The organism is Grylomicrobium aquisgranense (assembly GCF_033971865.1).
GTDB classification, from domain to species: domain Bacteria; phylum Bacillota_I; class Bacilli_A; order Erysipelotrichales; family Erysipelotrichaceae; genus Bulleidia; species Bulleidia massiliensis.
On record NZ_JALBUR010000009.1, the window covers coordinates 14,402 to 38,722 of the forward strand.

The 24,321-nt window shown below is 49.4% G+C and carries 25 protein-coding genes; 6 read left to right on the forward strand and 19 right to left on the reverse strand.

The genetic code is table 11. The annotated features are described in order from the left end of the window. The first annotated feature begins 15 nt into the window (after window positions 1-15). Together MOZ60_RS05000 and MOZ60_RS05005 are read left to right on the forward strand one after the other, a co-directional pair. Entirely contained in the window at window positions 16-1,149 is a 1,134-nt protein-coding gene (locus MOZ60_RS05000) for an FAD:protein FMN transferase (RefSeq protein WP_370595868.1), read from the forward strand. After that, window positions 1,137-1,973 carry a putative manganese transporter gene (locus tag MOZ60_RS05005; protein ID WP_370595869.1) on the forward strand — a complete coding sequence of 279 codons (837 nt, stop codon included), beginning with the start codon at window positions 1,137-1,139 and terminating at the stop codon, window positions 1,971-1,973. Before MOZ60_RS05000 ends, MOZ60_RS05005 begins: the two co-directional genes overlap by 13 nt. Before the next feature lie 71 nt (window positions 1,974-2,044). Here the strand turns inward: MOZ60_RS05005 and MOZ60_RS05010 are convergent, their stop codons facing one another. From MOZ60_RS05010 to MOZ60_RS05040, 7 genes are all read right to left on the reverse strand, one after another. Next, window positions 2,045-3,406, reverse strand: a complete 1,362-nt coding sequence (locus tag MOZ60_RS05010; protein ID WP_370595870.1) for an MATE family efflux transporter — start codon at window positions 3,404-3,406, stop codon at window positions 2,045-2,047. A gap of 44 nt (window positions 3,407-3,450) precedes the next feature. Continuing rightward, window positions 3,451-4,398, reverse strand: coding sequence for an alpha-hydroxy-acid oxidizing protein (locus MOZ60_RS05015; protein WP_370595871.1), 948 nt, complete (start codon window positions 4,396-4,398; stop codon window positions 3,451-3,453). 114 nt (window positions 4,399-4,512) lie between these two features. Then, window positions 4,513-6,138, reverse strand: a complete 1,626-nt coding sequence (locus MOZ60_RS05020; RefSeq protein WP_370595872.1) for a peptide ABC transporter substrate-binding protein — start codon at window positions 6,136-6,138, stop codon at window positions 4,513-4,515. 162 nt (window positions 6,139-6,300) lie between these two features. Continuing rightward, the gene (locus MOZ60_RS05025; protein ID WP_167836212.1) at window positions 6,301-6,450 is read right to left on the reverse strand and encodes a hypothetical protein; all 150 of its coding nucleotides are present in this window, start codon (window positions 6,448-6,450) and stop codon (window positions 6,301-6,303) included. 77 nt (window positions 6,451-6,527) lie between these two features. Then, the gene (locus MOZ60_RS05030; RefSeq protein WP_108774219.1) at window positions 6,528-6,785 is read right to left on the reverse strand and encodes a YdbC family protein; all 258 of its coding nucleotides are present in this window, start codon (window positions 6,783-6,785) and stop codon (window positions 6,528-6,530) included. A gap of 41 nt (window positions 6,786-6,826) precedes the next feature. Then, complete coding sequence (locus MOZ60_RS05035) at window positions 6,827-7,684, reverse strand: DegV family protein (RefSeq protein WP_370595873.1); 858 nt, start codon at window positions 7,682-7,684, stop codon at window positions 6,827-6,829. A gap of 92 nt (window positions 7,685-7,776) precedes the next feature. Then, window positions 7,777-10,179, reverse strand: coding sequence for an HAD-IC family P-type ATPase (locus tag MOZ60_RS05040; protein ID WP_370595874.1), 2,403 nt, complete (start codon window positions 10,177-10,179; stop codon window positions 7,777-7,779). A gap of 122 nt (window positions 10,180-10,301) precedes the next feature. Here MOZ60_RS05040 and MOZ60_RS05045 point away from each other — a divergent pair, with 122 nt between their 5' ends. Next, window positions 10,302-10,775, forward strand: a complete 474-nt coding sequence (locus MOZ60_RS05045; RefSeq protein WP_370595875.1) for an SseB family protein — start codon at window positions 10,302-10,304, stop codon at window positions 10,773-10,775. A gap of 35 nt (window positions 10,776-10,810) precedes the next feature. On the opposite strand, the gene MOZ60_RS05050 is transcribed toward MOZ60_RS05045, so the two are convergent. Continuing rightward, the gene (locus MOZ60_RS05050; protein ID WP_108774227.1) at window positions 10,811-11,005 is read right to left on the reverse strand and encodes a hypothetical protein; all 195 of its coding nucleotides are present in this window, start codon (window positions 11,003-11,005) and stop codon (window positions 10,811-10,813) included. Between the two features lie 102 nt (window positions 11,006-11,107). Then, window positions 11,108-12,805: a phospho-sugar mutase gene (locus MOZ60_RS05055; protein WP_370595876.1), complete on the reverse strand. Its 1,698-nt coding sequence runs from the start codon at window positions 12,803-12,805 to the stop codon at window positions 11,108-11,110. A gap of 206 nt (window positions 12,806-13,011) precedes the next feature. Between MOZ60_RS05055 and MOZ60_RS05060 the strand changes: the two genes are divergently transcribed. After that, on the forward strand, window positions 13,012-13,503 hold the full coding sequence (locus tag MOZ60_RS05060) for a cytochrome C (RefSeq protein WP_108774229.1): 492 nt from the start codon (window positions 13,012-13,014) through the stop codon (window positions 13,501-13,503). 56 nt (window positions 13,504-13,559) lie between these two features. Here MOZ60_RS05060 and MOZ60_RS05065 read toward each other — a convergent pair whose 3' ends face one another. Continuing rightward, window positions 13,560-14,321 carry an HAD hydrolase family protein gene (locus MOZ60_RS05065; protein ID WP_370595877.1) on the reverse strand — a complete coding sequence of 254 codons (762 nt, stop codon included), beginning with the start codon at window positions 14,319-14,321 and terminating at the stop codon, window positions 13,560-13,562. Then, window positions 14,318-15,187, reverse strand: a complete 870-nt coding sequence (locus MOZ60_RS05070) for a LysR family transcriptional regulator (RefSeq protein WP_370595878.1) — start codon at window positions 15,185-15,187, stop codon at window positions 14,318-14,320. The genes MOZ60_RS05065 and MOZ60_RS05070 overlap by 4 nt, the downstream gene beginning before the upstream one ends. An 85-nt stretch (window positions 15,188-15,272) precedes the next feature. Here MOZ60_RS05070 and MOZ60_RS05075 point away from each other — a divergent pair, with 85 nt between their 5' ends. After that, window positions 15,273-15,824 carry a chromate transporter gene (locus MOZ60_RS05075; protein ID WP_277652939.1) on the forward strand — a complete coding sequence of 184 codons (552 nt, stop codon included), beginning with the start codon at window positions 15,273-15,275 and terminating at the stop codon, window positions 15,822-15,824. Window position 15,825: 1 nt separating this feature from the next. Continuing rightward, window positions 15,826-16,392 carry a chromate transporter gene (locus tag MOZ60_RS05080; RefSeq protein ID WP_370595879.1) on the forward strand — a complete coding sequence of 189 codons (567 nt, stop codon included), beginning with the start codon at window positions 15,826-15,828 and terminating at the stop codon, window positions 16,390-16,392. Here MOZ60_RS05080 and MOZ60_RS05085 read toward each other — a convergent pair. The 8 genes from MOZ60_RS05085 to MOZ60_RS05120 all read right to left on the reverse strand — a co-directional run bounded on the left by MOZ60_RS05085 (window position 16,387) and on the right by MOZ60_RS05120 (window position 24,275). Continuing rightward, window positions 16,387-16,962 carry an NUDIX hydrolase gene (locus tag MOZ60_RS05085; RefSeq protein ID WP_370595880.1) on the reverse strand — a complete coding sequence of 192 codons (576 nt, stop codon included), beginning with the start codon at window positions 16,960-16,962 and terminating at the stop codon, window positions 16,387-16,389. The genes MOZ60_RS05080 and MOZ60_RS05085 overlap by 6 nt on opposite strands. Window positions 16,963-16,972: 10 nt before the next feature. Then, window positions 16,973-18,274, reverse strand: coding sequence for an RsmB/NOP family class I SAM-dependent RNA methyltransferase (locus tag MOZ60_RS05090; protein ID WP_370595881.1), 1,302 nt, complete (start codon window positions 18,272-18,274; stop codon window positions 16,973-16,975). A 103-nt stretch (window positions 18,275-18,377) separates the two neighbouring features. Next, window positions 18,378-18,749 (reverse strand): heavy-metal-associated domain-containing protein, encoded by a 372-nt coding sequence (locus tag MOZ60_RS05095; RefSeq protein WP_277006954.1) that lies wholly within the window; start codon window positions 18,747-18,749, stop codon window positions 18,378-18,380. Window positions 18,750-18,838: 89 nt separating this feature from the next. After that, window positions 18,839-19,066 (reverse strand): acyl carrier protein, encoded by a 228-nt coding sequence (locus MOZ60_RS05100; protein WP_108774237.1) that lies wholly within the window; start codon window positions 19,064-19,066, stop codon window positions 18,839-18,841. Between the two features lie 15 nt (window positions 19,067-19,081). Beyond that, window positions 19,082-20,275, reverse strand: coding sequence for a diaminopimelate decarboxylase family protein (locus MOZ60_RS05105; RefSeq protein ID WP_370595882.1), 1,194 nt, complete (start codon window positions 20,273-20,275; stop codon window positions 19,082-19,084). Beyond that, the gene (locus MOZ60_RS05110; RefSeq protein ID WP_370595883.1) at window positions 20,272-21,777 is read right to left on the reverse strand and encodes an AMP-binding protein; all 1,506 of its coding nucleotides are present in this window, start codon (window positions 21,775-21,777) and stop codon (window positions 20,272-20,274) included. Before MOZ60_RS05110 ends, MOZ60_RS05105 begins: the two co-directional genes overlap by 4 nt. Beyond that, a complete protein-coding gene (locus tag MOZ60_RS05115) occupies window positions 21,770-22,720 on the reverse strand; it encodes an SGNH/GDSL hydrolase family protein (protein WP_370595884.1) in 951 nt (316 codons plus the stop codon). Before MOZ60_RS05115 ends, MOZ60_RS05110 begins: the two co-directional genes overlap by 8 nt. Window positions 22,721-22,733: 13 nt before the next feature. Beyond that, window positions 22,734-24,275, reverse strand: a complete 1,542-nt coding sequence (locus MOZ60_RS05120) for an MBOAT family O-acyltransferase (RefSeq protein WP_370595885.1) — start codon at window positions 24,273-24,275, stop codon at window positions 22,734-22,736. Between the last annotated feature and the right edge of the window lie 46 nt (window positions 24,276-24,321).

The following is a 24,321-nucleotide window of genomic DNA, read 5'->3' on the forward strand; positions in this document are numbered from 1 at the left end:
TATAATCCCTACGCTATGAAAAAAATATTGCTTGCGGCCGGTCTGGCTTCCCTGGTTCTGTGCGGATGTTCGACATCCAAAACAGCCAGCACTGCCAGCAGTGACGTTCCCCTGTATTCCAACGTCTCTACCGATGCCGGCTTTGACACAGTTTTCTACTACCAGGAATACAACCAGGACAAGGATGCCTCGGAAGCACACTTCAATGAAGCCGTCAACCTGTTTACGCACTACAACGATCTGTTCGACATCTATAACAACTACGCTGGCATGAACAACCTCAAGACCGTGAATGACAATGCCGGCATTGCCCCGGTTACGGTGGATCCTGAGATCGTTGCCATGCTGGAGGAAGCGAAGCAGTTCTATACGTGGAGTGATGGCGAGTTTGACATCACCATGGGTGCTTTGCTCAATGTATGGCATACATACCGTGAAAATGGCATCAGCCTGAATGAGGAAAACAAGCAGGGTCCCCTGCCGACGGATGCAGAGCTCAGTGAGGCCGCATCTCATAAGGGATGGGACAAGGTCGTGATCGATGATTCTGCCAATACCGTATATATAACGGATGCGTCGGTGTCCATTGATGTCGGCGGTATTGCCAAGGGGTATGCTACGGAAAAGATTGCCCAGAAGCTTGCCTCGGAAGATAACATCGGTACGATTGCGATTAATGCCGGCGGCAACAACCGCACCATCAATGCCAAGCCGGATGGATCCCCATGGCGGGTACGCATTCAGAATCCGGATGGCGAAGACAAGCTGATCATTGTCTCTGAAACCGGCAGCTGGTCCTTTGTGACATCAGGTGATTATGAACGCTACTATGTAGCCACGGATGGCAAGAAGTACCATCACATCATTGATCCTGAAACAAACTATCCTGCTGACCGCTACCGTTCCGTTTCCATTATTACCAAAGATTCCAGCGCCGCAGACTGTTTGAGCACAACGCTGTTCACCCTGTCCATGGAAGATGGCCAGAAGGTGCTGGATGAATACGAACAGGCTACCGGCAATCATGCCGATGCGATCTGGGTCATGTCAGAAGATAAAAAGGTCGAAGCTAAGAATGGCAAAGACCACATGGGTTTCTACATTGCCTGGACAGACGGCCTGGATGGAGTGATTACATGGGAGCAGTAATCAAAGCAATCCTGCTTGACACCATCTCAGATGTTGCCAAGATCATTCCGTTCCTGTTTGTTACCTACCTTGTGCTGGAATGGATGGAACATGAAACCGGAAAGAAGTTTGAACACTTTCTGGAAGGCCACCGGAAAATTGCGCCATTGGCGGGTGCCCTGTTTGGTATCGTACCCGAGTGCGGCTTTTCTTCAGCAGCCAGCAGCCTGTACGCAACTGGTGTGATCTCGGCCGGCACATTGGCTGCCGTCTATCTTTCCACCAGCGATGAAATGCTGCCGCTGATGATCTCTTCCCATGCCCCGGCAGACAAGATTCTGCCCCTGCTTGCAGTCAAGGTCATTACTGCCATCATTGCCGGCTATCTGGCCGATCTGTTCAGCCGGCACAGCAATATCGATGTTGAGTCTTTCTGCCAGAGAGAACACTGTGACTGTGAGCATGGCATCCTGCACTCAGCCATTATGCATACACTGACCATCACGATCTGGCTGTTTGTCATCACATTACTGCTCAACGGCGCTGTTGATCTCATCGGCATGGATACCCTGCGTGCCTTTGTCTCCCGGTATCCCAGCCGCTCCGTGCTTGTATGCACACTGATCGGCATGATTCCAAACTGTGCATCTTCCCTGTTATTGACGCAGATGTATCTGGATCAGATGATCCCATTTGCGGCCGTTGCCGCAGGTCTGCTGGCCAATGCCGGCGTTGGCATGATGGTATTGTTCCGGGTCAACCCCAACATGAAGAACAACTTCAGGATTGTTGGCTATGTCTGGGCAGTATCGTTTGTGACCGGCATCATCCTGCATCTGTTTTAAAAAGAGCATTGTCACCTTTTTACAGGTATGACAATGCTCTTTTCTTCTAATCTGATCACTTACTATCCTATTTAATAGGAATACGTGCCATCGGCAGGCAGATGATGCAGGAAAGTTACAATGAACGGCAGTGAAACCAGTGCTGAAATGACTTGTGATACGGCCTGTGCACTCTCCAGTCCGCTTAAACCAAACAGAGCTGTTAACAGCAGCACCGCCGGAATCATGACCAGGCCGCTGCGAAGAGCGGCAAGGAAAGTTGCCACTTTGGCTTTGCCAATGGACTGGAACAGCATGTTGCCAAAGACAGACAGTGGTTCCAGCCACAGGGCCAGACACTGCCTGTGCATGGCATGGATACCGATTTCAATGACTTCAGGGTCGTTGCGGAAGAAGGCAACCATCCGGGCACCGGCAAACATGCCGGCAAAGCCAAGGACTGCCATGATGACAGTTCCCAGCAGTAAGCCAAACAGGAAGCCGTTCTTTACGCGGGAATAGATTCTGGCACCATAGTTGAATGCCGATACAGGCTGGAAGCCCTGGCCGATGCCAATGGATACACACAGCAGGAAATTCATGATGCGGTTGACGATGGAGATCGCCGCTACGGCGGCATCTCCATAGCCGCCTGCACATGTATTCAATACCATCATGGATACCGAGTTCAGTCCCTGGCGCATCAAAGATGGCATACCAACCGCAATAATATTGGAGGTAACTTCGCGGGTCGGCTTGAAGTAAGACCAGCCCATGCGGCTCTGTGTTTTGCCCTGCAGATATGGCAGCAGCAGAATTACGGCGCTGATGTATTGGGAGACTGCTGTGGAAAGACCGGCACCGGCGATACCCATATGGAAAACACGGATCAGCAGGGCATCACCAAAGATATTCAGAATACCGCCGGTCGTCAGGCCGACCATGGCATAGAAGGCTTTGCCCTCATAGCGCAGGATGTTATTCATGACACAGCTGGATGTAAATGCCGGTCCGGCAATCAGGATATAGAATGCATAGGTGCGGGCATAAGGCAGGATTGTTTCCGTTGAGCCAAGCAGCCGCATAAACGGATTGATGAATGCTATACCCAGTGCCATGATGATCAATCCTGCAAAGATGGAAAGATAAAAGCTGACAGCACTGTACTGTCTGGCTCCTTCAATATCTCTGGCACCCAGTCGGCGGGAAATGTTGGATCCGGCCCCATGGCCGAACATGAAGCCAAAGGCCTGCAGGATGGCCATCAGGCCAAACACAATGCCGGTGGCACCGGAAGCGCTGGTGCTGATCGTGCCAACAAAGTAGGTATCCGCCATGTTGTAGATGTTGGTGACCAGCATGGAAACAATGGTCGGGATACTCAGTGATAAGATCAGTTTTGATACCGGGGTCTTGACCATCCGGTTATATTGTTGTTCTGCATCTTGTTCCATGGGTGCAATTATAACCAGAATTTTACCGTTCTGTGATTTTTTAATTACAGTTGTTTTTCATACAGCACACTGTCATCAAAACTGGATGTGTCCGGAACACATGTATACATCATCATTTCTGACAGCTCGTTATTCAGCTGTCTGACGGTGCGGATCACACCGTCTGCACCCTCCTGCAGCAATGGTTTCAGAATCACTCTGCCAAGCGATACCGCATCCGCGCCAAGGGCAAGTGTCTTGTAGCAGTCATAGCCGCTTGCAAGGCCGCCGTCACAGAAGATGGCAACCCCGCTGCCCGCCAGTGCTTTTTTAATGTCTTTGAGCATCGCAGCCGGAGGCATACCGCACGGAATGCGGCCGTGGTGGTGGGAAACCACAATCGCAGCACAGCCAGCTTCCTTGGCTTTCACAGCATCCGTCACACTCAGCACGCCTTTTGCCACAAACGGCACGGCACTGTGCTGGCAGTATTCCTTCAGATCCGCAAAGTACACCGGACCTAAAGGCATGCCATCCACAACATCATAGCCGCCGTCTTTACCGGCAATGTGATCAATGTCGACACCAACCGCAACGGCACCCTGATCACAGGCAAAATCAATCTGTTCCAGGATCGTATTATGATCCGCAAATGGCTTGATAATCCGCACCGTATCGGCACCTGTTTCCATGATGCGCGCAAAGGTTTCATCTGATTCCATGCCGACCCAGTTCAGCATATGCAATTGCTTTGCAGCAAGCGCATATTCCTCCATCGGCATACGGCCATTTTCACCAACTTTATTCAAATGTGAAAAGGCAGGCATCATCAGCGGCGTATCATACGTACGGCCAAAGATCTTTGTATGCAGATCCGGCTTAACGCTGTCAATCACCCGCATCTCTACCAGCATATGATCCAGATAACGCCGGTTATGCACATTGGCATCATCCTCTCTGCCATCCGTTACCGGAATCAGTCCCTTGGGTCCCGGCCATTTCTCTTCACTCATCTTTTACTCCTCCTGTTCAGCTTCATTGTAGCCCTGTTTCACTTTGTTCTGCCACAAGAAAACCCCGCCGCTGTATCACAGGCTTCGGGGTTCTCTTATCATATTCTGATGTACTCAGGCTTCTTTCCTGACGTGGCGGTAGCTTGTTGTACTGACCGTCAGGATATAGCCGCTCACCTTCGGATTGATCATCAGGGCACCGCCGTTCTGATAGATCGGCACACAGGCATAATCATCCAGCAGCACTTTCTCAGCCGCGATCAGATCATTCCAGCGTGCTTGGGAATCTGCCGCATCTTCTCCGGTTTCTGCCTGATCAAGCAGCGCATCATATTCACTGTTGGAATAGGAACCGGTATACCCTGGAGAATTGGACTTGTACAGATCCAGGAAGGTCTGTGGATCATCATAGTCAGGTCCCCATCTGGTCAGGCCGATCTCATAGTCATTGCTGTTCATCAGCTGCAGTCTTGTCTTCTTGGGCCTGCTGTCAAGGGAAACTGTCAGACCAGGCAGATTTGTCTGCAGCTGTGACTGCAGGTTTTCAGCCACGGCCTTGCACTCCTCAGAGTCATCATAAAGCAGCGTAATGCTCACATCCCCGCCAAGGGCTTCCTTTGCCCTTGCATAGGCGGCCTGTGCTTCTGTTACATCTTCGCTGATCAGATCACCGGCCGTATCACGGAAGTATGTGCCATCCGGTCCCGAGGCAAACTGCTGGGGAATAAATCCCTGGGCTGCCACAGAACCATCCTTCAATACATTATCGGTAATGCTTGTGCGGTCAATAGCCTTGGAAATGGCTTCACGCAGATCCTTGTTCTGGAAGCGTTCATCCGTGAAGTTAAACGCAAGTCTCCAGGAAGAGCCCTGCATTCTGGTTGTAAAGCCAGCTTCATTCTTCATGGCATCTACCTGTTCACTCGTCAATGTCACAAAGTCAATATTGCCGCTCTGGTATTCCAGCAGTGCAGACTGCGTATCCTGCAGGAAGCGGATGCGGATCTGATCTGTATAGATCGTATCTTTGCCCCAGTAATCGGGATTCCTGGTAAAGGTATACTGGTTGCCCGTTTCCCAGTCGGTCATTGTATATGGCCCGCAATACAGCAGGTCATCCACACTCTGGGCATAATTGTCACCCTCAGATTCATAGAATTTCTGGTTCAGCGGGAAGAAAGACGGGAAACTCATCAATGAAAGCATGAAGGAACACGGCAGGCTCAGATGTACGACAAACGTCTGATCATCGGTGGCTTCTACACCAAGTTCACTGACCGGCAGTGTACCGGCAATGACTTCATCTGCATTTTCAACATGGATCGCCGAAGCAATGAAGTTATATTCCGATGCGGTATCAGGATCCACAAGCCGCTGCCAGCCATAAACAAAATCAGCAGCCGTGACGGGATCGCCATTGGACCACTTGATACCATCCCGCAGATGGAATGTATAGGTCTTGCCATCATCCGAAATATCCCAGCTCTCTGCCAGATCCGGCTGGGCTTCCCCGTTTTCATCACGCTCTGTCAGGCCTGACTCACATAAGCCCTGCATGACAAAGGATGTACCATCGGTTGCTGTTTCATAGTCCATCGTATTCAGGTCCGCATCCACCGCAATTGTCACAAGACTGGAACTGCTGGATGTTGAGGCAGACGATGGCGTGGCCGCCGCCGTGCCGCAGGATGCCAGCAGTGCGGCAGTCAGGCCAAGAAAACCAATACTTCTTGCATGCATAATACTTTCCCTCTCTTTCTATGAGCGAAAGTGTAGTCTTCTCAAAGTACGGCCTCAAGAAAATGCAAGATGTTTCTGTAAGATAAGCGTATTTATTTTCGAATAAAATGTAAATTGTTGCAAATAAAAAGATGGCCCGAAGGCCATCCTTGCTTGCAAGACTCAGAATACTTTGTGGTCCATGATTCTGATCTGACCATTATGTTCCAGATTTTTCAATACGTGGAAATCAACTTCAGACATATAGGCATGGACAACAGAATTCTGTGTCTCGTAAGTAACAACAAAAACGTCACTCTTACGATTCATCATTCTATTTCCTTTCTGTAACGCTTGAATGCTTACGATGATATGTTAGCAGTTGATTCCTTCACTTGCAAATGTGATGCTCAGTCTTCCAGATCCTGCATATCATTCAGCAGGTTCTTCAGCTCTTTCAGCTCATCCAGCGTAAACGTAATGCCCTTCCCCATGCGGCGGGTGCCATCACTCATCTTTGACCAGTTGCGCAGATCATACACCGGTTCCCCGTCATTGTAGCTGATCAGATTCAATTCTTTTGTATACACACTGCCGGTTCTGGCCTCTTTCTTACTTACAGTCCCAAAAGACTGCTCAATATCATAATGAAACTCACTGTCCGCCATGATAATCCCTCCTGTGTTTTCTCACATGATACATGCCTGTATCATCTGGATGCAATACCTTTGGCAAAGAAAGCAAAACCAATGCCATCATTGCCGGCATAAGATCCAATGACGGCACCCATGCGGGAAATCAGGAAGGAAGCAGGATCCTTTCCCTCATACAGGACTGCAGAATCTTTGATATATTTCTGCAGCATGTGATCGTCAAAGCCAGAGTACACCATGCCAAAAGGCTCATCCAGATGCAATCCTTCTTTTTGTACATACTGCATCAGCAGATTGCCGCCGCCTTTCGAACCGCGGGCTGTGCCAAGCAGTGATACTTCACCATCCACAATCTGGATGACCGGCTTGATGCCAAGCACTCTGCCAGCCATGGCTTTCACAGCAGAGATACGGCCGCCCTTCTTCAGATATTCCAGTGTATTCAGCAAGGCAATGATCCGGATCTGTTTTCTTTCTGCCTCCAGCCGGGAAACAATGGTCTCTGCATCCAGGCCTGCCTCACGGTACATACATGCCTTGCGCACAAGCAGCTGTTCTCCCATACTGCATGTCTCACTGTCCACAACATAGACGTGTTTCATCTCTCTTGTACCAAGCAGCGCAGAATGATAGCAGCCGGAAAGCTTTGAAGCAATCGTCAGTATGATAGCTTCATCTTTTTCCTGCATTTCACTCTGCAAAGCTTCCTCATATTGAAACGGCGGAATCTGGGATGTCTTGGGAAATACATCTGTTTCAACCAGTTTTGCATAGAATTCATCCGGTGTCATGGTCACACCATCCAGGTATTCCTGCTCTTTAAAGCGCACATGCAGAGGCAGGATGGTTACGCCAAGCGCAGCTGCCTGTTTCTGACTCAGGTCACAGCCGCTGTCCACAAAGATTCTGATCATGGTATCCTCCATTACGACATTTATTCATAATTGTCGCATAACGATGGATAGTCTACCGTGATCACAGGATGCCTGTCAACACAAAAAGAATCTCAGGCATGCTGAGAATTCTTCTTTGTAAAGCGCTGCTGAAGATGATGTACATGATCCAGGATCCAATGATACAGCCGATTGAGCTTGCGGATGGTCCAGCGCACCGCCTGCATGGTTGGATATGTCAGTAACATGAACAGGATGAAGATCATGATGGCCTGCAGTGACAGTGATGTCAAAGAGAGCAGACTGTCAAAGAAGAAAATACAGAAGAGGGCTGCTGCCGCACATCCCGCCAGAACAGACCCACGGAACAGATTGAATGGCTTGCAGGCATGATAGAGAATGACCAGTCCGACCGTCATGGCAATGATGACTGCCATGGTATTGGCTTCTGCTTCCGAGAAACCAAACGCACTGGCATACACATTCACGCCTCCGATCAGGATCAGCTCACACAGGCCGCCGGGGAAGGCATGATAGAGCACATTCGACAGAAAGTGCCCCTTGATGCGGCCGTCATTTGGCTGCATCGCCAGGAAGAAGCCCGGAATGCCAATGGTCAATGCACTGATAAATGACAGCTGCAATGGTTTGAGCGGATAGGACAGGTGCAGGATGACACACATGATGGACAGGGTTACCGAGAAGATGTTTTTGCTGAGGAACAGCCGGGCGGAACGGTCAATGTTATTGATGACCCGTCTGCCTTCGGCAACGATATCCGGCACTGCAGAAAAGTTGGAATCCAGCAGAACAAGCTGTGCAATCTGGCTTGCCGCATCTGAGCCGCTGGCCATGGCAATGCCGCAGTCTGCCTCTTTCAAGGCAAGCACGTCATTGACACCATCACCCGTCATAGCCACATGATGGCCCTGTTTCTGCAGTGCCACCACCATCTTTTTCTTCTGGGCAGGCGTTGTTCTGCCAAACACCGTATACTGTTTCACTGCTGCAGAGATATCCTCATCACTCGTTAATGTGGAGGCATCCACATAGCTTTCACTGTGCGGGATATGCACCTGTGCAGCAATCCGGGAAACCGTTTCCGGATCATCACCAGAGATCACCTTCACCCGCACTTTCTGCTTCGCAAAGTAGGCAAATGTATCCGCCGCATTCTTGCGGATGTTATTGGAAAGAATGATCAGGCCAAGCGGTTTGGCATCTTCGGCATGAATCACCCCGCCATCCAGATGATCCACCTTGACAGCAAGAAGAACACGCATGCCCTTGCGTACATACGGTTCAAGCTTAGGTTTAATCTCATCCATCTTTTCCCGATAGATAAACTGCGGTGCGCCAACGGCGACATTCCATCCTTCTGAAAAGGATGCCGCAGAATATTTGATCGAAGAAGTAAACGGCACGATCTTTGTGCAGTGCCAGTGCGGATCGTCCCTGAAGAACGCTTTCAGGGCATCGCCGGTCTCATTGCTTTGGTCAAACGCATGGGCATAGGCACTCATGATGGATACAAATTCCGGCTTGGACAGCGAAGAATCCAGCACTTCATAGGCTTCTGTCTTCATGCCGGGCTCCGTGATGGTACCGGTTTTATCCACACACAATGTATCGATGCGGGCCAGTGTCTCAACGCAATTGAGATCCCGTACAAGCACACGCTTCTGGGTCAGCCGCAATACGGATGCCGCCAGTGCAACGGAAGTCAAAAGATACAGGCCTTCCGGAATCATGCCAATCAATGCAGCAACAGTAGACTGAATGGCATCGCCAAAGCTGTTATGCAGTGTCAGATACTCATTGCAGAACAAGAGAATACCAATCGGCACAAGCATGAAGCCGATGACCATGATCAAACGGTCAAGTGACCGCATCATGTCACTCTTGGCAATCTTGACATTAGTGGTCGCCTCTTTGGAAAGGCGTGATGCATAGGATTCATCACCAACGGCAGTCAGTCTGACAAGGCATTTTCCGGTTGTGCAGGCAGAGCCTGAATGCAATGTATCGCCAATTGTTTTTTCAATGTCATCTTCCTCACCGGTAAGCAATGATTCATTGACTTTTACTTTGCCCGAAAGAATGACGGCATCAGCCGGAATCTGATCTCCGCCGCACAGTTCCACGACATCATCACGCACAAGCTGATCGCTTGGAATCTCAATTCTGCCTTCAGCCCGGATGACCGGGTATTTACGAGCCGAAAGAATGGTCAGCTTATCAACGGCTTCCTTACTCTTAAGCTCCTGGATGGTACCAATCAGGGTATTGCAGATGACAACACCAAGGAAAGTGATGTCCTTGTACTTACCTGCGATCAATAAAAGAATTGCCAGAACAATAAAGATCAGGTTAAAGGGAGTCAGCACATTACGGCGGATAATCTCTTCTTTTGTCTTAGTACCGCTTTCTGCCGCTTTATTGACAAGACCATGCCGGATGCGGCTGTCCACCTCATCCTGACGAAGTCCTCTCATTTCAATCTTTTCTTCACTCATATCCATTCACCATCTTCATTGTAATGCCTGAAAGCGCAGGCTGTGAATTGCATCAAAGAGACAGAATTTCACAATTGTTTAAAATGACAGAATCCTGCCCGTATGAATGTTATGATAATAGCATGAAAAGACATGATGAAAATGAACAAATCCAGAATCCTAAACAGCTGCAGCTGCTGCTGGACCAGAGAAGACTGCCATTAACGCCGGAAGGCGAGCAGAAAGTGCTGCAGCAGCTCGCTGCCACCGTTTCATCTTCCCATTTTCTGGCAGTGATACAGCCAGTGCCGGAAATGAGCGGATCACCTGAGGTGCCGGCAGATCACATCAGCCATGTCACTTTGCTGCAGGCAGACGGCAAACGCTACCTCCCCGTTTTCTCCTGTGAAGAAATGATGCAGTATATGCCAGGAAAGATTGATGAACACATGCAGCTGTACTGGGCCGATATTGTTGATCTGGCATCATTCCTTTCCATCAACCGCAATGTGGAAGCAGCCGTCGTCAATCCCGGTAAAGATGATCTTGTCTTAGATCTTCCTCTTTTAACAAATCTTCTGAACCAATACAATACCAGCCCATTCATACAGGCATAACAAAGGATAGCTACCTGTTCATCTAAGTACTGCAATTACTTTTCTTCCAAGCTGATCAAATAGGCACAGTACACCTCACAAACACCAACCGCAAGCATCGCAAACAAGTTGAAGTTGTAAACAATTTTGTGATCCAGTGCAAGTATGAAGGTAATACTGGTAAATGCGGCAATCACATGAATCATCATATTCAGCGTTTTCAGACGTTTTTTCCTGTCATTCTTATCCATTTATTGAAATCCTTTCGACACTAAACAATTGGCGCAGGACACTGCAAATGCAGTGAACCAAAAAGGACCGAATGGTCCTTTCATTGAGAAGATATTGTGCTGTTACTCTACATTCTGGATCATGGCCAGAATATCATCCTTGATGGCATTGTTCACATCCAATGCCGTTTTTCTGTCTTTCTGCATGGAGTAGAAATAGAACTTGATCTTTGGCTCCGTGCCGGATGGACGAATGGCAAACCAGCTTTCGTTGGCAAGGAAGAAGCGCAGTACATTGCTTGCCGGGATGTCTTCATATCCATCTTTGTAATCGATGACTTTAACAACCGGTATACCAGCCACTTCCTTTGGCAGGTTTGCCCTGACATATGCCATCATGCGGGAAATACGCTGGGCACCAGGGATGCCTTCCAGAATGATGTTTGGTTCTGCCTCAGCATAATAGCCATACTTCTGGTAGATATCATCCAGGACATCAAACAGTGTCTTGCCCTGTTTGCGGTAATAGGCTGCGGCTTCTGCCACCAGCATTCCCGCCGAAATACCGTCTTTATCACGAATTTCCGGATGGGCTGCATAGCCAACCGACTCCTCATAGCCAAACAGATACGTATAGCCCTGCTTCTGCAGATCCGGAATGCGGCCGCAGATGTTCTTGAATCCGGTTAAAGACTCAAACATTCTGACTCCATATGCCTTGGCAATACGGGTGGAAAGATCAGATGTCACAATGGACTTGACCATGGCACCATTCGCAGGCAATGTTCCTGCTGTCTTATGTCCTTCCAGAATGTAATTGACAAGGATATAGCCAGTCTGGTTGCCGTTGAGCGGGATGTAGTTTCCTTTATCATCCCGGATTTCAATGGCAAACCGGTCACTGTCAGGATCGGTTGCCATCAACAGTTCTGCTCCGCTCTTTCTGCCAAGCTCTTCACTCATTTTGAACGCCTTGGGATCTTCCGGATTCGGATAGCCGACGGTCGTGAAATCAGGATCCGGATTTTCCTGTTCCGGCACAATCTGCCAGTTTGTAAAACCGCGGTCTTTCAGCATCTGCCGGAAAGGCTTTGAGCCGGCACCATTCAGCGGTGTATAAACAAGCGGAATGGAAAGATCCAGTTCATCGCCATGGTGAATCGCCAGGCTTTCAATAGCATCCAGATACATGCGGTCATAGCTGTGATCCAGCACGGTGATGATGCCGTCTTTGACGCCCTGTTCAAACGGAATGGCATGAACGCCATGGAACAGATCTACCTTTTCAATGCATGCTGTCATGCCATCCGCGATATCACTGGATACCTGGCAGCCATCACTCCAGTATGCCTTGTAGCCATTGTATTCTTTCGGGTTGTGGCTGGCGGTGATATTGATGCCGGATGTGGTATGCAGTTTGCGGATTAAAAAGGCAAGCTCCGGGGTTGGCCGCAGATCATCAAAGACATAGACTTTGATTCCCTTTGCAGCATAGATCGATGCGGCCAGCTGTGAAAATTCCTTTGAGAAATGGCGGGGATCATGGGCAATGATCACTCCTTTGTTCATTGCCTCTTTGCCATGGGCGGCAATATAATCCGCAATTCCCTGAGAGGCACGTCCAACTGTATATCTATTCATGCGGTTGGTGCCAGCACCCACTTTGCCGCGCAGACCGGCGGTGCCAAAAGACAGATCCTGATAAAAGCGGTCTTCGATCTCAGACGGATCATCTTTGATCGCCGTCAGCTCACCACGCAAAGGATCATCCTGCTCCAGCGCATCCAGCCACTGCCGGTATCTCTCCTGTGCATTCTTCATTCTGATTATTCCTCAACTTTCCTGTTCTTCAGATATAGTAGCATTTTTCACCCATTCTCCGGAAACGGTTTTCATAAGTGGCTAATGTGAGTATCAATGTGAACATTTCGTACATTTGGCCTGAATTCATTTGAACCGCAAATGCAAAGATGCTACTATTGTGATGCGCTTTCATTATAGCGTGATCAAAGGAGAGTAAAGAAATTATGAAGAAGTTAATCAAACTGGCAGCTGCTGGCATCATGGCAGCATCCCTGGCAGCTTGCGGCAGCTCCTCAACAACTGCAGCAGCTTCCAGCGCAGCAGCTACAAAGGCTGCTGAGTCTACAGCAGCAGCTACTGCTACAACAGTACCTACAGAAGGACATTACAACATCACCAACGCTACTGGCGAGAAGGTTACTGCTCTGTATGTCTACAAGACAGGTTCTTCTGACAAGGGCACAAACTATGCTGAGAATGGTCTGGATGATGGTGCTTCCGTCAAGGTTGATGTCAAGGTTGACGAGAAGGACGCTTCCGGCTATATGCAGACAGTTGAGTTCACAACTGAGTCCGGCGATACTGAGGATTCCTTCCAGACTCTGAGCCTGGAGGAAGCTGACTTCAGCCTGGTCAAGGTTGCTGATCTGAGCTCTTCTGCTACACAGCAGAATGTCACCTTCAACAAGGATGCTTCTGCAGTCAAGGCTAAGTAAGTTACCTGCTGACAAAAATGAGACAGCTTCGGCTGTCTCGTTTTTTTATGCTTTAATCAGATTTTTGCAAAGATTGCCAGTGCTTCGGCAACGGTATCCACAAGATAGTCTGCCTTTTCTTTCACCTCATCCTCACTGGCATGGAAACTGAAGGAGATATCCGCCGCTTCCAGAAGTGGGATATCGTTGAAAGAATCACCGATGCCGGCAATGACATCTCCGTGCAGCAGCTGCTTTGCATGCAGGGCACCGGTTCCTTTGGATACACCGGCATGGACAACATCGATCCACTGGGTATTCTGATACCCTGCCATTTCTTTGCCATACATGGCATTGATACGGGCTGCGATCAAAGAAGCTGTACGATTGGATGGCGTCCATACGGATACGCACGTGATATGGCGGCCATTCAGTGCATCAATGGATGGCAGAACTGTCTGCTGCGGATATTGGGGCCGGCGCTCATACAGCGTAAAGATATGGCCGTCCGCATGAATATAGAAAATGCTCTCTTTACCGAATGTTTCGTCCAGCATGGCAATCTGCTTTGTGGTCAGAACGCTTTCAAACACCGGGACAAACGTATCCTCTTTTTTCTCAGCAACAACCGCACCGCTTGAAGCCACAATGAAATCCAGTTCCGGGCCATGATCCAGATCATTGCCAAAGCCAAACAGCGGTCTGCCTGTACACAGGCCAAACAGTCCGCCATGGTCCTGAAAATTCAGAATGGCAGATAGATCGCCCGAACGGAAGTAACCGCCCGTGCGGTCCATGAAATGCAGTGTGTTATCAAAGTCAGATGCGAATACCTTCATGCACTTTCTCCTGTTTTATCTCCAGCGCTGCCAATGGCAGCCAACTGGTGAAAAATCTGATTCATCCCGTCAGAGCGGTATTTTGTCTTCAGGGCACAGAGCACATAATGCCGCTGCAGGATGCCGTCTGTCAATTCCAGTTTGACAAGTCCTGCTTCCTCTGCCAGCTGTTCCGGCACAAACACAATGCCTTTTCCTGCTTTGGCAAGCTTCATCAAAGCCAGATCTGAAATGCCCTGCACGGCAATATGCATGGCACAACCATGGGCCTGGAATAAGGATGCGACGTTCTGATAGGAGCCGCTGCCATTTTCTCTGACCAGAAGCGGCAGTTCACTCAGCTGTGCAGCCGATAATTTTGTCTGCTTCTGATACCCTTTCCGGCAGGCCGGCACAATGTCCTGCTGCATAAAAGGAATTCTTTCAAGATCCTCACTGTCTGTATCATCCACAATGCCAAAATCGAGTGCATTGTGCCGCAGCATCTTCAGCACCGCTTCATTGTTGTCAATGTGCATTGTCACATCTGCCTGGCCAAGATGGCCAAAGATGGCATCCATCATGGTTTCCGCAATTGTTTCATTCAGGCCAAGCCGGCAGTGCACCGGCCCATGATTCTCATGGAAGATGGTATGCATTTCATTGAGCTGGGACAGAATGCTGTTGGCATAGGCAAGCATCTTCCTGCCATCATCCGTCAGATAGACCGTGCGGTTGGCACGGTCGAACAGCCGGATGCCATAGTACGCCTCCAGATCACGGATGGCACTGCTGACTGCCGGCTGGCTCATGTGCATCTGTTCGGCTGTCTTGGTAAACGAGCCAAGTTCTGCTGCTCTTTGAAAAACTTCTAACTGTTTAATCATATGTTTTTACTTATGCATTTTATTTTAACATATGAATTGATTCATGTATTTTCTTTTCTTACCATAGAAGCGTTGGAGGAAGGTTATGGAAGAAAACAAAGAGCTGACCCTGTTTACAACATTCTTCAAAATCGGCGCATTCACCTTTGGCGGCGGCTATGCCATGATCCCGATGATTCAGCGGGAAATCGTGGACAAGCGCCATTGGATCGATGCCGATGAGATTCTCGATATTATTGCGATTGCCGAAAGCACACCAGGCCCCATCGCAGTTAACAGCGCTACCTTTGTCGGGGCAAAGATTGCCGGTAAGAAAGGTGCCTTCATGGCAACCCTTGGTGTCGTGCTGCCATCCTTTCTGATCATTCTGGCAATCTCTCATATCCTGAATGCCTTTGAGACAAACAAGTATGTCAGCTATGCCTTTACTGGCATCCGTGCCGGTGTCATGGCATTGATCCTGAATGCGGCCATCTCGATGTACAAACAGTGTCCCAAGGATCTGGTCTCCATCATTCTGATGGCGGCTGCTCTGGTTCTTGTCGCCTTCTTCAATGTCAATGCCATTCTGGTACTGCTGCTTTGTGCCGGTGTCGGCCTGCTTTCTTCTTTGCGGATCAGGAAAGGAGGAAACTGAGATGGTTTTCTGGGAATTGTTTATTACCTTCTTTAAGATCGGTGCCTTCACCTTTGGCGGCGGCTATGCCATGCTGCCGCTGGTAGAGCAGGAAGTGGCAGCCCACGGCTGGATGACCATGGATGAGCTGATCAATTTCATTGCTGTATCTGAAAGCACGCCCGGCCCGTTTGCCGTCAATGTTTCCACCTATGTCGGCTCCATTGTAGCCGGCATCCCCGGTGCCTTTGTGGCAACACTCGGTGTCGTGCTGCCAAGCTTCATTGTCATTCTGCTTGTTGCCAGGTTCTTTGAAGCATTCAAAACTTCCAAAGTTGTTTCCGGCATGATGAAAGGGCTGCGTCCTGCCGTTGTCGGCATGATCACAGCCTCCTTCCTCTCCGTTGCCAAAACCGTCTTCTTTCCCGCCAGCATTACCCTGACACGTCTTCGTGCTGTTTCCTTCTGGCTCAGTGCAGGCATTTTTGTCCTGACGATGTACCTGCTGCACAAAAAGGTCAATCCGATTCTGCTGATCCTGCTGTCTGCCGGCATTGGCATCGCCGCAGGGACAATGGGACTGTTATGAGTGATGGCTGGCCAGATAGATGGCCAGTTTCTGATTGAGCTTGCTGTAAATGCGCTGTTTGAACCATGGCTCACTGGAGGCATCAATGGCTTCCTGCAGGCCAAACCATTTCACACCTGTATTTTCATCCGGCTTGATGCGCAGCGGTTCATGCATATCCGCCTGTAGTAAATACGTCACATTCAGATGCAAATGCGAGGAGACATATTCTCCTCTTTTTTCATGCCCGTCCACGCACAGAATCTCCAAAGAGAAAATATCCTGGGAAAGCGGGATGACATTCTGCAGCCCGCTTTCTTCCTGCACTTCCCGGATTGCTGTATGCAGCAGGTCTCTGTCTCCATCCGCATGGCCGCCAAGCCAGCTCCAGGAATGATAGATCTTGTGATAGCACATCAGTACATGTGCATAATCCTTTGAAACAACCCAGGCACTGGCAGTCAGATGCGCGCCATGATTATCACGTGTATAGATTTCTTCCGATGCCAGACGGCGCAGAATCTCAATTCTGTCTTTTTCTTCCTGCTCATTGAACGGCTGATACGCTTCTAGCTGACTTTTCAAATCCATATGTAACTCCTTAATGCATCACCCATGAGGATGACAGCTTGTTTTTCAATATGTGTCCTGTCACTTTGCCAAAGCCAAGCGGATTGTGATCCACACAGACAAGACACCATCCCGGTTTGACTGGTTCATCATGAATATCGATCGTTTCTCCTCGCAGATAGCGCATCACGCGCTCATCCTTTCGGGACAGATACAGACAGTTTTCAGCATCCTCTTCACGCATTGCCATCGCCATCGGCTGGCTGAAGGCAAACTGCTTTCCTTTATCTTCTCCCAGCAATAGACCGCTGCGCAGCACCCGGATGCCATGCAGGTCAATATCGATATCCGGCTCCAGAAGTATCTTTTCTTTGATTCTTCTGATCTGGGCATGGTCTGCCGTAACCTGCATGCCATCCTTTGCAAAGGCAACATCCTGTTTCTCAATATGCTTTTCACTGCTTCCATCCTTTGCAAGCAGGCAGACAAAGTGTCCTTCCCCTTTGATGCGGTGAGGGAACAATTTGGTGCCGTACGCATTCTGCACAAAACCATCTGCATAAGGCACTGGCACAACATGCAGATCACAAAAACGATCAAGGGCATCCTGGATGACTTCTTCATCTTCCTTGATGGAAAAGGTACAGGTGCTGTAAACAAGCCTGCCGCCCGGCTTTAACATATGCACGGCATTGGCCAGAATCTCTTTCTGCAATGGCGCATAGTAGTCCGGTCCTTTTTCCAGCCAGGATGTGCGCATGGCAGGGTCTTTGCGGAACATGCCCTCTCCGGAACATGGCGCATCGACCAGGATCTTGTCAAACCAGCCCGCAAAAAGATCAGACAGCTGGGATGGTGCCGCACTGGTGACAATACTGTTTTTCACACCCGCTCTTTCCAGTGCGCGCAACAGAATTTGACAGCGTGAGACAGAGATGTCATTGGCAATCAGTACACCCTGGCCCTGCAGCTTTGCGGCAAGCTGGGTTGTCTTGCCGCCCGGGGCAGCACAAAGATCCAGTACTTTGTCACCAGGTTCAACCGGCAGAACCGATGCGGGCAAAGAGGCACTTGGCTCCTGCACATAGTACAGGCCGGCATAATCATACGGGTCTGTTGTGATGCCATCCTGATGATAATAGAACGATGTGGAACACCATGGCACTGGTGAAAGATCATAGGGAAAGGCAGCCAGAAAGTCCGGTACAGAGATCTTCAGCGTATTGATGCGCAGTGCATGCAGAGCCGGCTTGTGCAAAGCAGAAAGATAGTCCGGATATTCCTCTTTGAGCAATTGTTTCATTTCCTGCTGGTAACTCTCTGGCAGTTCCATATGTGTTCTCCTGTATGCAGTCCATTATACACATTTGTGATTCCTGCTTTGCATAAGAAAACCGCATGCGCAGGCATGCGGCATGATTCATCTGCTTTGTACCTCAGGCATTGAAGCGGGCAATATCTGTCACGGTATAACCAGCTGAGGCAACAGCCTCTTTCAAACTGGCATCAGGAATATCATGACTGGAGATAATCACCGTTTTTCCCTTGGTATGGGAAGACTTCACCTTTTTCACCTGGAACTGTTTGCGGATGGCATCTGAAACATGTGCTTCGCACTGGCCGCACATCATGCCATCTACCTGCAGCACAAGCTTCACGGCACCATGGCCATTATAACCCGATGCAATCTTTTCATGCTTGTGGGGATGAAAGAACCCAAACACTGCCCGTAAACCTGCTGTCATCAGAGCCAGGATCAGCAGAATGACAATGACATCTGCTGTATTTAACGTAATATTTGTATGCATCTCCGCCTCCTGTTAGAAAGCGCTAACTAATATAATCATGTTCACAGAAGATGTCAAAAAGAAAACCGGGTTCTCCCGGTTCAATGTTGTCAGTTTTCCTGCAGTCTCTGTACCATCTTCCAGATCGCTTCAGCAGAGTTGAAGTTCTCCGGTGTCATTTCAGCGGCATCAACCTCAATGTCGAAGGCATCTTCCAGTTCAGAGACCAGTGAGATGATGGCAAAGGAATCCAGCAGATGGTTGTCAATCAGCTTTGTCTCTTTTGTATAGTCAATACTGTCATCAATATCGTTGAGAATTTCCAATACACGATCCATGATTTTATCCTCCAGTTACTCTGCTATTGTAGCGCATCCGGCGCCATTGAGCATCCATGTTTCACGTCTGCTTCTGGCCAGCTGCAATCCATTCTGGTCCACAAGCCAGACAGCCGGCAGCTCATGAGAGAGAAACAGACTCATACCTTCATAGAATGAATAAGCACCGGTATTGCCAAAGACAAGGATATCACCTTTGTGCAGCTGGGTGTGTTTGAATCCCGAGACAAGGATGTCATTGGTCGTACATAATGACCCGCAGATGGCATAGGTTTCTTCTGGTCCAGGCTGCTGTGTGGAAATGACGTCGATGTTGGGAATGTACATGCCGCGCAGCTGGCCATCATAATGCAGCTGATGAATGCCGCCGTCACAGATGACATAGTTAGTGCCATCGGTTGTTTTCAGATCCTCAACCGCTGTGTAGTAGCTGCCGCAGGAATAGGCAAGTGCCCTGCCCATCTCCACACTCTTATGTCCCTGCCACTTCATGCCGGCAAGCAGAGCCTTGAATTCAGCCAGACTTTCCGGTGTTGTGACAGTTTCCTTCTGATCCACAAAGTACGGCACCCCAAAACCGGTGCCATATTCCAGCATCTGCAGATGATATCCTGTTTCTGCTTCAGCCGACTGCAGGAAGGCATCAAGCATCGCAATTTCTTTGGTATGTTTCTTCAGCATCTTTTTCTGGGTGCCGGAGAAGAAGTGAATGCCCTTGATATGCAGATATGGATACTGGTCACGATGCGCAATCAGGCCTTTGACAGTCTCAGCATCCATGCCAAACTGAGAGCCGCTGGAAAGCCGCGGCAGTACTTCTAATGTCAGGCCAAGCGCTTTGCCGCAGGCATTGAGGATCTCCATCTGGTCAGGTGATTCAGCAGTGTACAATGCCGCATCTTTGCCATAGCCAGCCATTTCTCTGGCATCTTCTTCTTTCTTGAGAACACCGGAGATCAGCAGTTTTTCCGGCCTGATGCCAAGATGGCGGCACAGACAGAACTCGCCAAACGAACAGACTTCAATATGTTCGGCAATCTTTGCAGCAGTGCTGGTCAGAAAGGGATTGGCCTTCATGGAGAATGTCATGCCCGTGTCTAAGCCAATGCCATTGTGCAGATAGGCAAAACGATTGCGGAAGACATCCAGATCAAACACATAGGCTGGCGTGCCTTCCTTTTCCAGCTGAGAAAGCAGTTCCCTGTTCATTGTACGGCCTCCAGATTGGCCAGCTGTTTACGGTCAATCTTGCCATTCTTATTCAGAATGAATGATTTTACGTGGACGAAGCGGTTTGGCACCATGTATACAGGCAGCCTGCTCTTGAGCGCAATATGCAGATCACGCTTGTCACAGGTGCCGGTGTAATAGGCAATGATCAGGCTTCTTTCCTGATTGTAGGCACAGCAGCTGCGCTCTACCCCATCCATGCTGTCAATGCCGCGCTCCACTTCTTCCAGCTCAATTCTGTGGCCCATATGCTTGATCTGGAAATCACGGCGGCCGGCAAAGTACAGCTTGCCATCTTCACCAATCGCGGCAAGATCACCTGTCAGATACGTACGCACACCATCACGCATCACAAAATGCGTTCTGGTCTGTTCAGGATTGTGATAATAGCCCAGTGCAAGTGATTCACCCGATACGGCAATCTCACCTTCGGCGCCAATGCCATCAACCTGCCTGCCGTCTTTGTCCAGCAGAACGACCTTACGGCCCGGGAACACCTTGCCAAGAGAGAGCTTTTCACCCTTCTGCACCACATGATCAATGACTTCGTACGTGCAGTTGCAGGTGATTTCGCTTGGTCCATACAGATTGACATACAACGCATCCGGCAGATATTTCTGCCAGATGGCAAGCTGTCTTGCCGGCATAACCTCACCAGAGAACATGACGCGGTGAATTGCGGATGGAACTTTATAGCTGAATCCCTTCAGACCAGAGATGATGCACAGGGCACTGACAGCCCAGGTCAGGCTTGTTACCTTCTGATCGATCAGATAATCAATCAGACGTGCCGGCGTAGAGAAGTATTCACGGGGAATCAGCACCATTCTGGCACCTGTGGCCATACTGCTGTAAATATCTTTGGTGGATACATCAAAATCAAACGGTGCCTGGTTGCCAATGACATCATCATGTGCAAAGTGGAAGATTTCCACAAAGTGGCCGATGAAATCCAGCACATCGCCATGAGAGATCAGCACACACTTCGGCACGCCGGTAGAGCCGGATGTAAACAGGCCGTACAGTGGTGAATTGCGGTTGATCTGACCTCTGTTTTTGTTCAGCAGGTCTTCATCTGCTGTTTCCTGGAATACATCTTCCAGCAGGAGGGTTCTGCCTTTCCAGCCAGTACTGTTCAAAGTTTCCACAAGAGATTTCTGCACGATGACAGCGGCTGGTTCCAGTACTGTCAGAATACTGGCAATGCGGGCAGAAGGCTGTTCAGGATTGATCGGCACATAGAAGCCCCCGGCATAGACAGCGCCAAACATTGCTGCCAGCATGGCGCAGGATTTATCCGCAAATACAGCCACTGGCAGACAAATATTGTCGCAGCCGTCTTTGCATAATGCTGTGCCAATTCCCTTGGCATGACAGACAAGTTCATGCCAGCTTAATGCAGATGAAGGATCACAGACAGCTGTTTCACTGCCATATGTTCCTGCTGTTTTTTCCAGCACATCAAGAATATTCTCAGGCATTGTTTCCTCCTTTGGCCTTCAGATACTTTGCGGCCAGCGCATTCCAGACTGCAGCCACATCATCATTGCGGTGGTCCTGCAGATCATAGTGGTCAGCGAGATAGCTGCCAAGATAGGCAGTTGTCTTTTCAGCACCGAAGAAGTTGAGATGATCTCCCTTGTCACGCGTATCCGCGTCCCAGGAGATATTCAGCTCTTTCAGTTTTGTATTCAGATCAATGTATTCCAGATTTTCATCCGCCGCAAGCTCTTCCAGAGCATTGTGCTTGGCAACCGTATAATTCTTCGGACTCGGTGCTGAGTACAGGATCAAAGAAGCGCCGTTTTCCTCGCACAGCTTTTCAATCGCATGCAGAGATTCGATATTGGCTTCCGGAATATTTTTGATCTTGCCGGTTTCTTCCATGTAATCACCGCCTTGATAAGGCTTGACGCTGCGGTTGATGGAGAAACCCATGAAACTCTGGGAAGAAAATGGTGTAAACAGCGTCTTCCAGAAGTTGTGATAGCGCAGGATCGGGAATGTATTGTAAATTGCTTCGGCAAGATCTGACTTCTGCTGGGTCAGTGATGATGCTTTGACCTTGCGGAAAAAGCCATTGGTTTCCAGCAGAATCACACTTGGTTTCTGCGTCTGAAAGACGAGCCGCAAAACTTCTACCGTTTCCTGCAGCTTGGCACCCGGCTGACCGCCGTCATAGCTTGTGTAGCCGTATTTCAGCCAGAGCTCCATCGGATTCATGGAACTATAGGAAAGCGAGTCGCCAACCGCAATGACATCCAGGGAATTCTTTTCCTGGCTGGCAATGCCGCTGTAAACTGCATTCCTGCCTGAGACAAGATTGTGATCGATCATATAGTTCGGGGTCAGGATCTTACCCGGCACAATGAGCAGAGCGGCAAGGATGATGAAGAACAGAAGATTTCGCATTACTTTTTTCATCTTATGTTCCTCCTTAGAACCCGGCATAGATCAGATCTACTGGATCATAGCCGGCACCATAGGCCCCCAGCAGCGCAATGGCAATGATCAGACTGTAGTAGATAGCCCAGCGGCGCGGTGTGGAAAGCTGCGGCACATTGGTTAACAGATCCGGATCCTTCTCCATTCTGAGATCTACAATGGCAACGATGATGATGCCAGCCAGAATCACGATGTAATCACCCAGATCAAGATTCAGATCCATGACATTGGCAAGAAAGCCAGAGATAAACGGTGTGGTAAACAGTTCCTTCATCATGTGGCCAAACTGGGCCAGCGTGCTGCAGCGGAACAGTGTTTCACCCAGACAGATAATGATCCAGGTACGCACCCGGCAGAACCATACAAACCCTGCTGCATTCTCAGACCAGTGCAGCTTTTCCAGCAGTTTGTCCTGTACAGGTTTGAGCATGACTTCCAGCAGCAGAATGACAAAGTAATAGACGCCATACATGATGTAGGGCCACTCACCGCCATGCCACAGTCCGTTTAACAGCCATACTGGCAGTAAGGCAATGGCACTGGTGACGACATTGGTCAGATATTTACCGCAGTGTTTGCGGCCGAATCTGCCCCATTTCTTCATCAGTTTCGAGGTAGATACCGGGAAGAAGATGTAGTTCTTGAACCAGGTGCCAAGAGAGATATGCCATCTGCGCCAGAATTCCGCCGCATTGCGGGCCAGGAATGGCTGCCGGAAATTCTCAGGCAGTTTGACTCCAAACAACTGGGCACTGCCGATGACAATATCGATCGTGCCGGAGAATTCCAGATACAGCTGGACAGTCACGACAACCGCTGAAAAGATGACCATCATGCCGGTGTATTCGGCATGGACAGAGAACAGTTCATTGACCAGGGTGTTCATGCGGTCAGAGATGACCATGCGCTTGAACAGGCCCCATAGAATTCGTACGCCGCCGGTTGTGATGCTCAGACCGGTGATCGGATTGCCGGCAAACAAGGTATCGGCTTCATCTTCCCATCTGCCCATCGGGCCTTCCATGACTGTGGCAAAAAACATCAGGTACAGCATGACCTTCGCTGGGTTGTGTTCTGCCTTGATTCTACCCCAGTGGACATCCAGCAGATAACTGATGGCCTGCAGGGAATAGAAGGAAATACCAATCGGTGCAATCAGTTTGGGAATGGTGATCTCATGATGGGTAATTGCCGCATAATTACTCAGGACAAAAGGTGTGTATTTCAGATAAGCAAGTGCTGCAACGATCAGAAATCCCGCCGCAAAGCAGACTCTGCCGGAAGCTTTCTTCATCTTTTTCCGGCTTTCCCGATCAACTGCCTTCTTTTGAAAATGTTCCATCCAAAGACCTGCTGCCCAGCAGATCAGTGCGGCAGCGATGCACCATACAATCAGCTCATGACTGATAAGCCAGAAAAAGACGGCACTGCCGCCAAGCAGCGTAAACCAGCGGAACTTCTTCGGGGTCAGTTGGTAGGCCAGCATCAGTGCCGGCAGGAAATATATAAAGTAAACGTTAACGTTATAAGACATGGACACCTCACATGCAACGACAGCTAGTATATCCCTGTCAAAGCAC

Bases quoted from the DNA above. Each gene is read 5' to 3' on its own strand.
- MOZ60_RS05000 (WP_370595868.1), top strand. From the start codon at position 16: ATGAAAAAAATATTGCTTGCGGCCGGTCTGGCTTCCCTGGTTCTGTGC.
- MOZ60_RS05005 (WP_370595869.1), top strand. From the start codon at position 1,137: ATGGGAGCAGTAATCAAAGCAATCCTGCTTGACACCATCTCAGATGTT.
- MOZ60_RS05010 (WP_370595870.1), bottom strand. From the start codon at position 3,406: ATGGAACAAGATGCAGAACAACAATATAACCGGATGGTCAAGACCCCG.
- MOZ60_RS05015 (WP_370595871.1), bottom strand. From the start codon at position 4,398: ATGAGTGAAGAGAAATGGCCGGGACCCAAGGGACTGATTCCGGTAACG.
- MOZ60_RS05020 (WP_370595872.1), bottom strand. From the start codon at position 6,138: ATGCATGCAAGAAGTATTGGTTTTCTTGGCCTGACTGCCGCACTGCTG.
- MOZ60_RS05025 (WP_167836212.1), bottom strand. From the start codon at position 6,450: ATGATGAATCGTAAGAGTGACGTTTTTGTTGTTACTTACGAGACACAG.
- MOZ60_RS05030 (WP_108774219.1), bottom strand. From the start codon at position 6,785: ATGGCGGACAGTGAGTTTCATTATGATATTGAGCAGTCTTTTGGGACT.
- MOZ60_RS05035 (WP_370595873.1), bottom strand. From the start codon at position 7,684: ATGATCAGAATCTTTGTGGACAGCGGCTGTGACCTGAGTCAGAAACAG.
- MOZ60_RS05040 (WP_370595874.1), bottom strand. From the start codon at position 10,179: ATGAGTGAAGAAAAGATTGAAATGAGAGGACTTCGTCAGGATGAGGTG.
- MOZ60_RS05045 (WP_370595875.1), top strand. From the start codon at position 10,302: ATGAAAAGACATGATGAAAATGAACAAATCCAGAATCCTAAACAGCTG.
- MOZ60_RS05050 (WP_108774227.1), bottom strand. From the start codon at position 11,005: ATGGATAAGAATGACAGGAAAAAACGTCTGAAAACGCTGAATATGATG.
- MOZ60_RS05055 (WP_370595876.1), bottom strand. From the start codon at position 12,805: ATGAAGAATGCACAGGAGAGATACCGGCAGTGGCTGGATGCGCTGGAG.
- MOZ60_RS05060 (WP_108774229.1), top strand. From the start codon at position 13,012: ATGAAGAAGTTAATCAAACTGGCAGCTGCTGGCATCATGGCAGCATCC.
- MOZ60_RS05065 (WP_370595877.1), bottom strand. From the start codon at position 14,321: ATGAAGGTATTCGCATCTGACTTTGATAACACACTGCATTTCATGGAC.
- MOZ60_RS05070 (WP_370595878.1), bottom strand. From the start codon at position 15,187: ATGATTAAACAGTTAGAAGTTTTTCAAAGAGCAGCAGAACTTGGCTCG.
- MOZ60_RS05075 (WP_277652939.1), top strand. From the start codon at position 15,273: ATGGAAGAAAACAAAGAGCTGACCCTGTTTACAACATTCTTCAAAATC.
- MOZ60_RS05080 (WP_370595879.1), top strand. From the start codon at position 15,826: ATGGTTTTCTGGGAATTGTTTATTACCTTCTTTAAGATCGGTGCCTTC.
- MOZ60_RS05085 (WP_370595880.1), bottom strand. From the start codon at position 16,962: ATGGATTTGAAAAGTCAGCTAGAAGCGTATCAGCCGTTCAATGAGCAG.
- MOZ60_RS05090 (WP_370595881.1), bottom strand. From the start codon at position 18,274: ATGGAACTGCCAGAGAGTTACCAGCAGGAAATGAAACAATTGCTCAAA.
- MOZ60_RS05095 (WP_277006954.1), bottom strand. From the start codon at position 18,749: ATGCATACAAATATTACGTTAAATACAGCAGATGTCATTGTCATTCTG.
- MOZ60_RS05100 (WP_108774237.1), bottom strand. From the start codon at position 19,066: ATGGATCGTGTATTGGAAATTCTCAACGATATTGATGACAGTATTGAC.
- MOZ60_RS05105 (WP_370595882.1), bottom strand. From the start codon at position 20,275: ATGAACAGGGAACTGCTTTCTCAGCTGGAAAAGGAAGGCACGCCAGCC.
- MOZ60_RS05110 (WP_370595883.1), bottom strand. From the start codon at position 21,777: ATGCCTGAGAATATTCTTGATGTGCTGGAAAAAACAGCAGGAACATAT.
- MOZ60_RS05115 (WP_370595884.1), bottom strand. From the start codon at position 22,720: ATGAAAAAAGTAATGCGAAATCTTCTGTTCTTCATCATCCTTGCCGCT.
- MOZ60_RS05120 (WP_370595885.1), bottom strand. From the start codon at position 24,275: ATGTCTTATAACGTTAACGTTTACTTTATATATTTCCTGCCGGCACTG.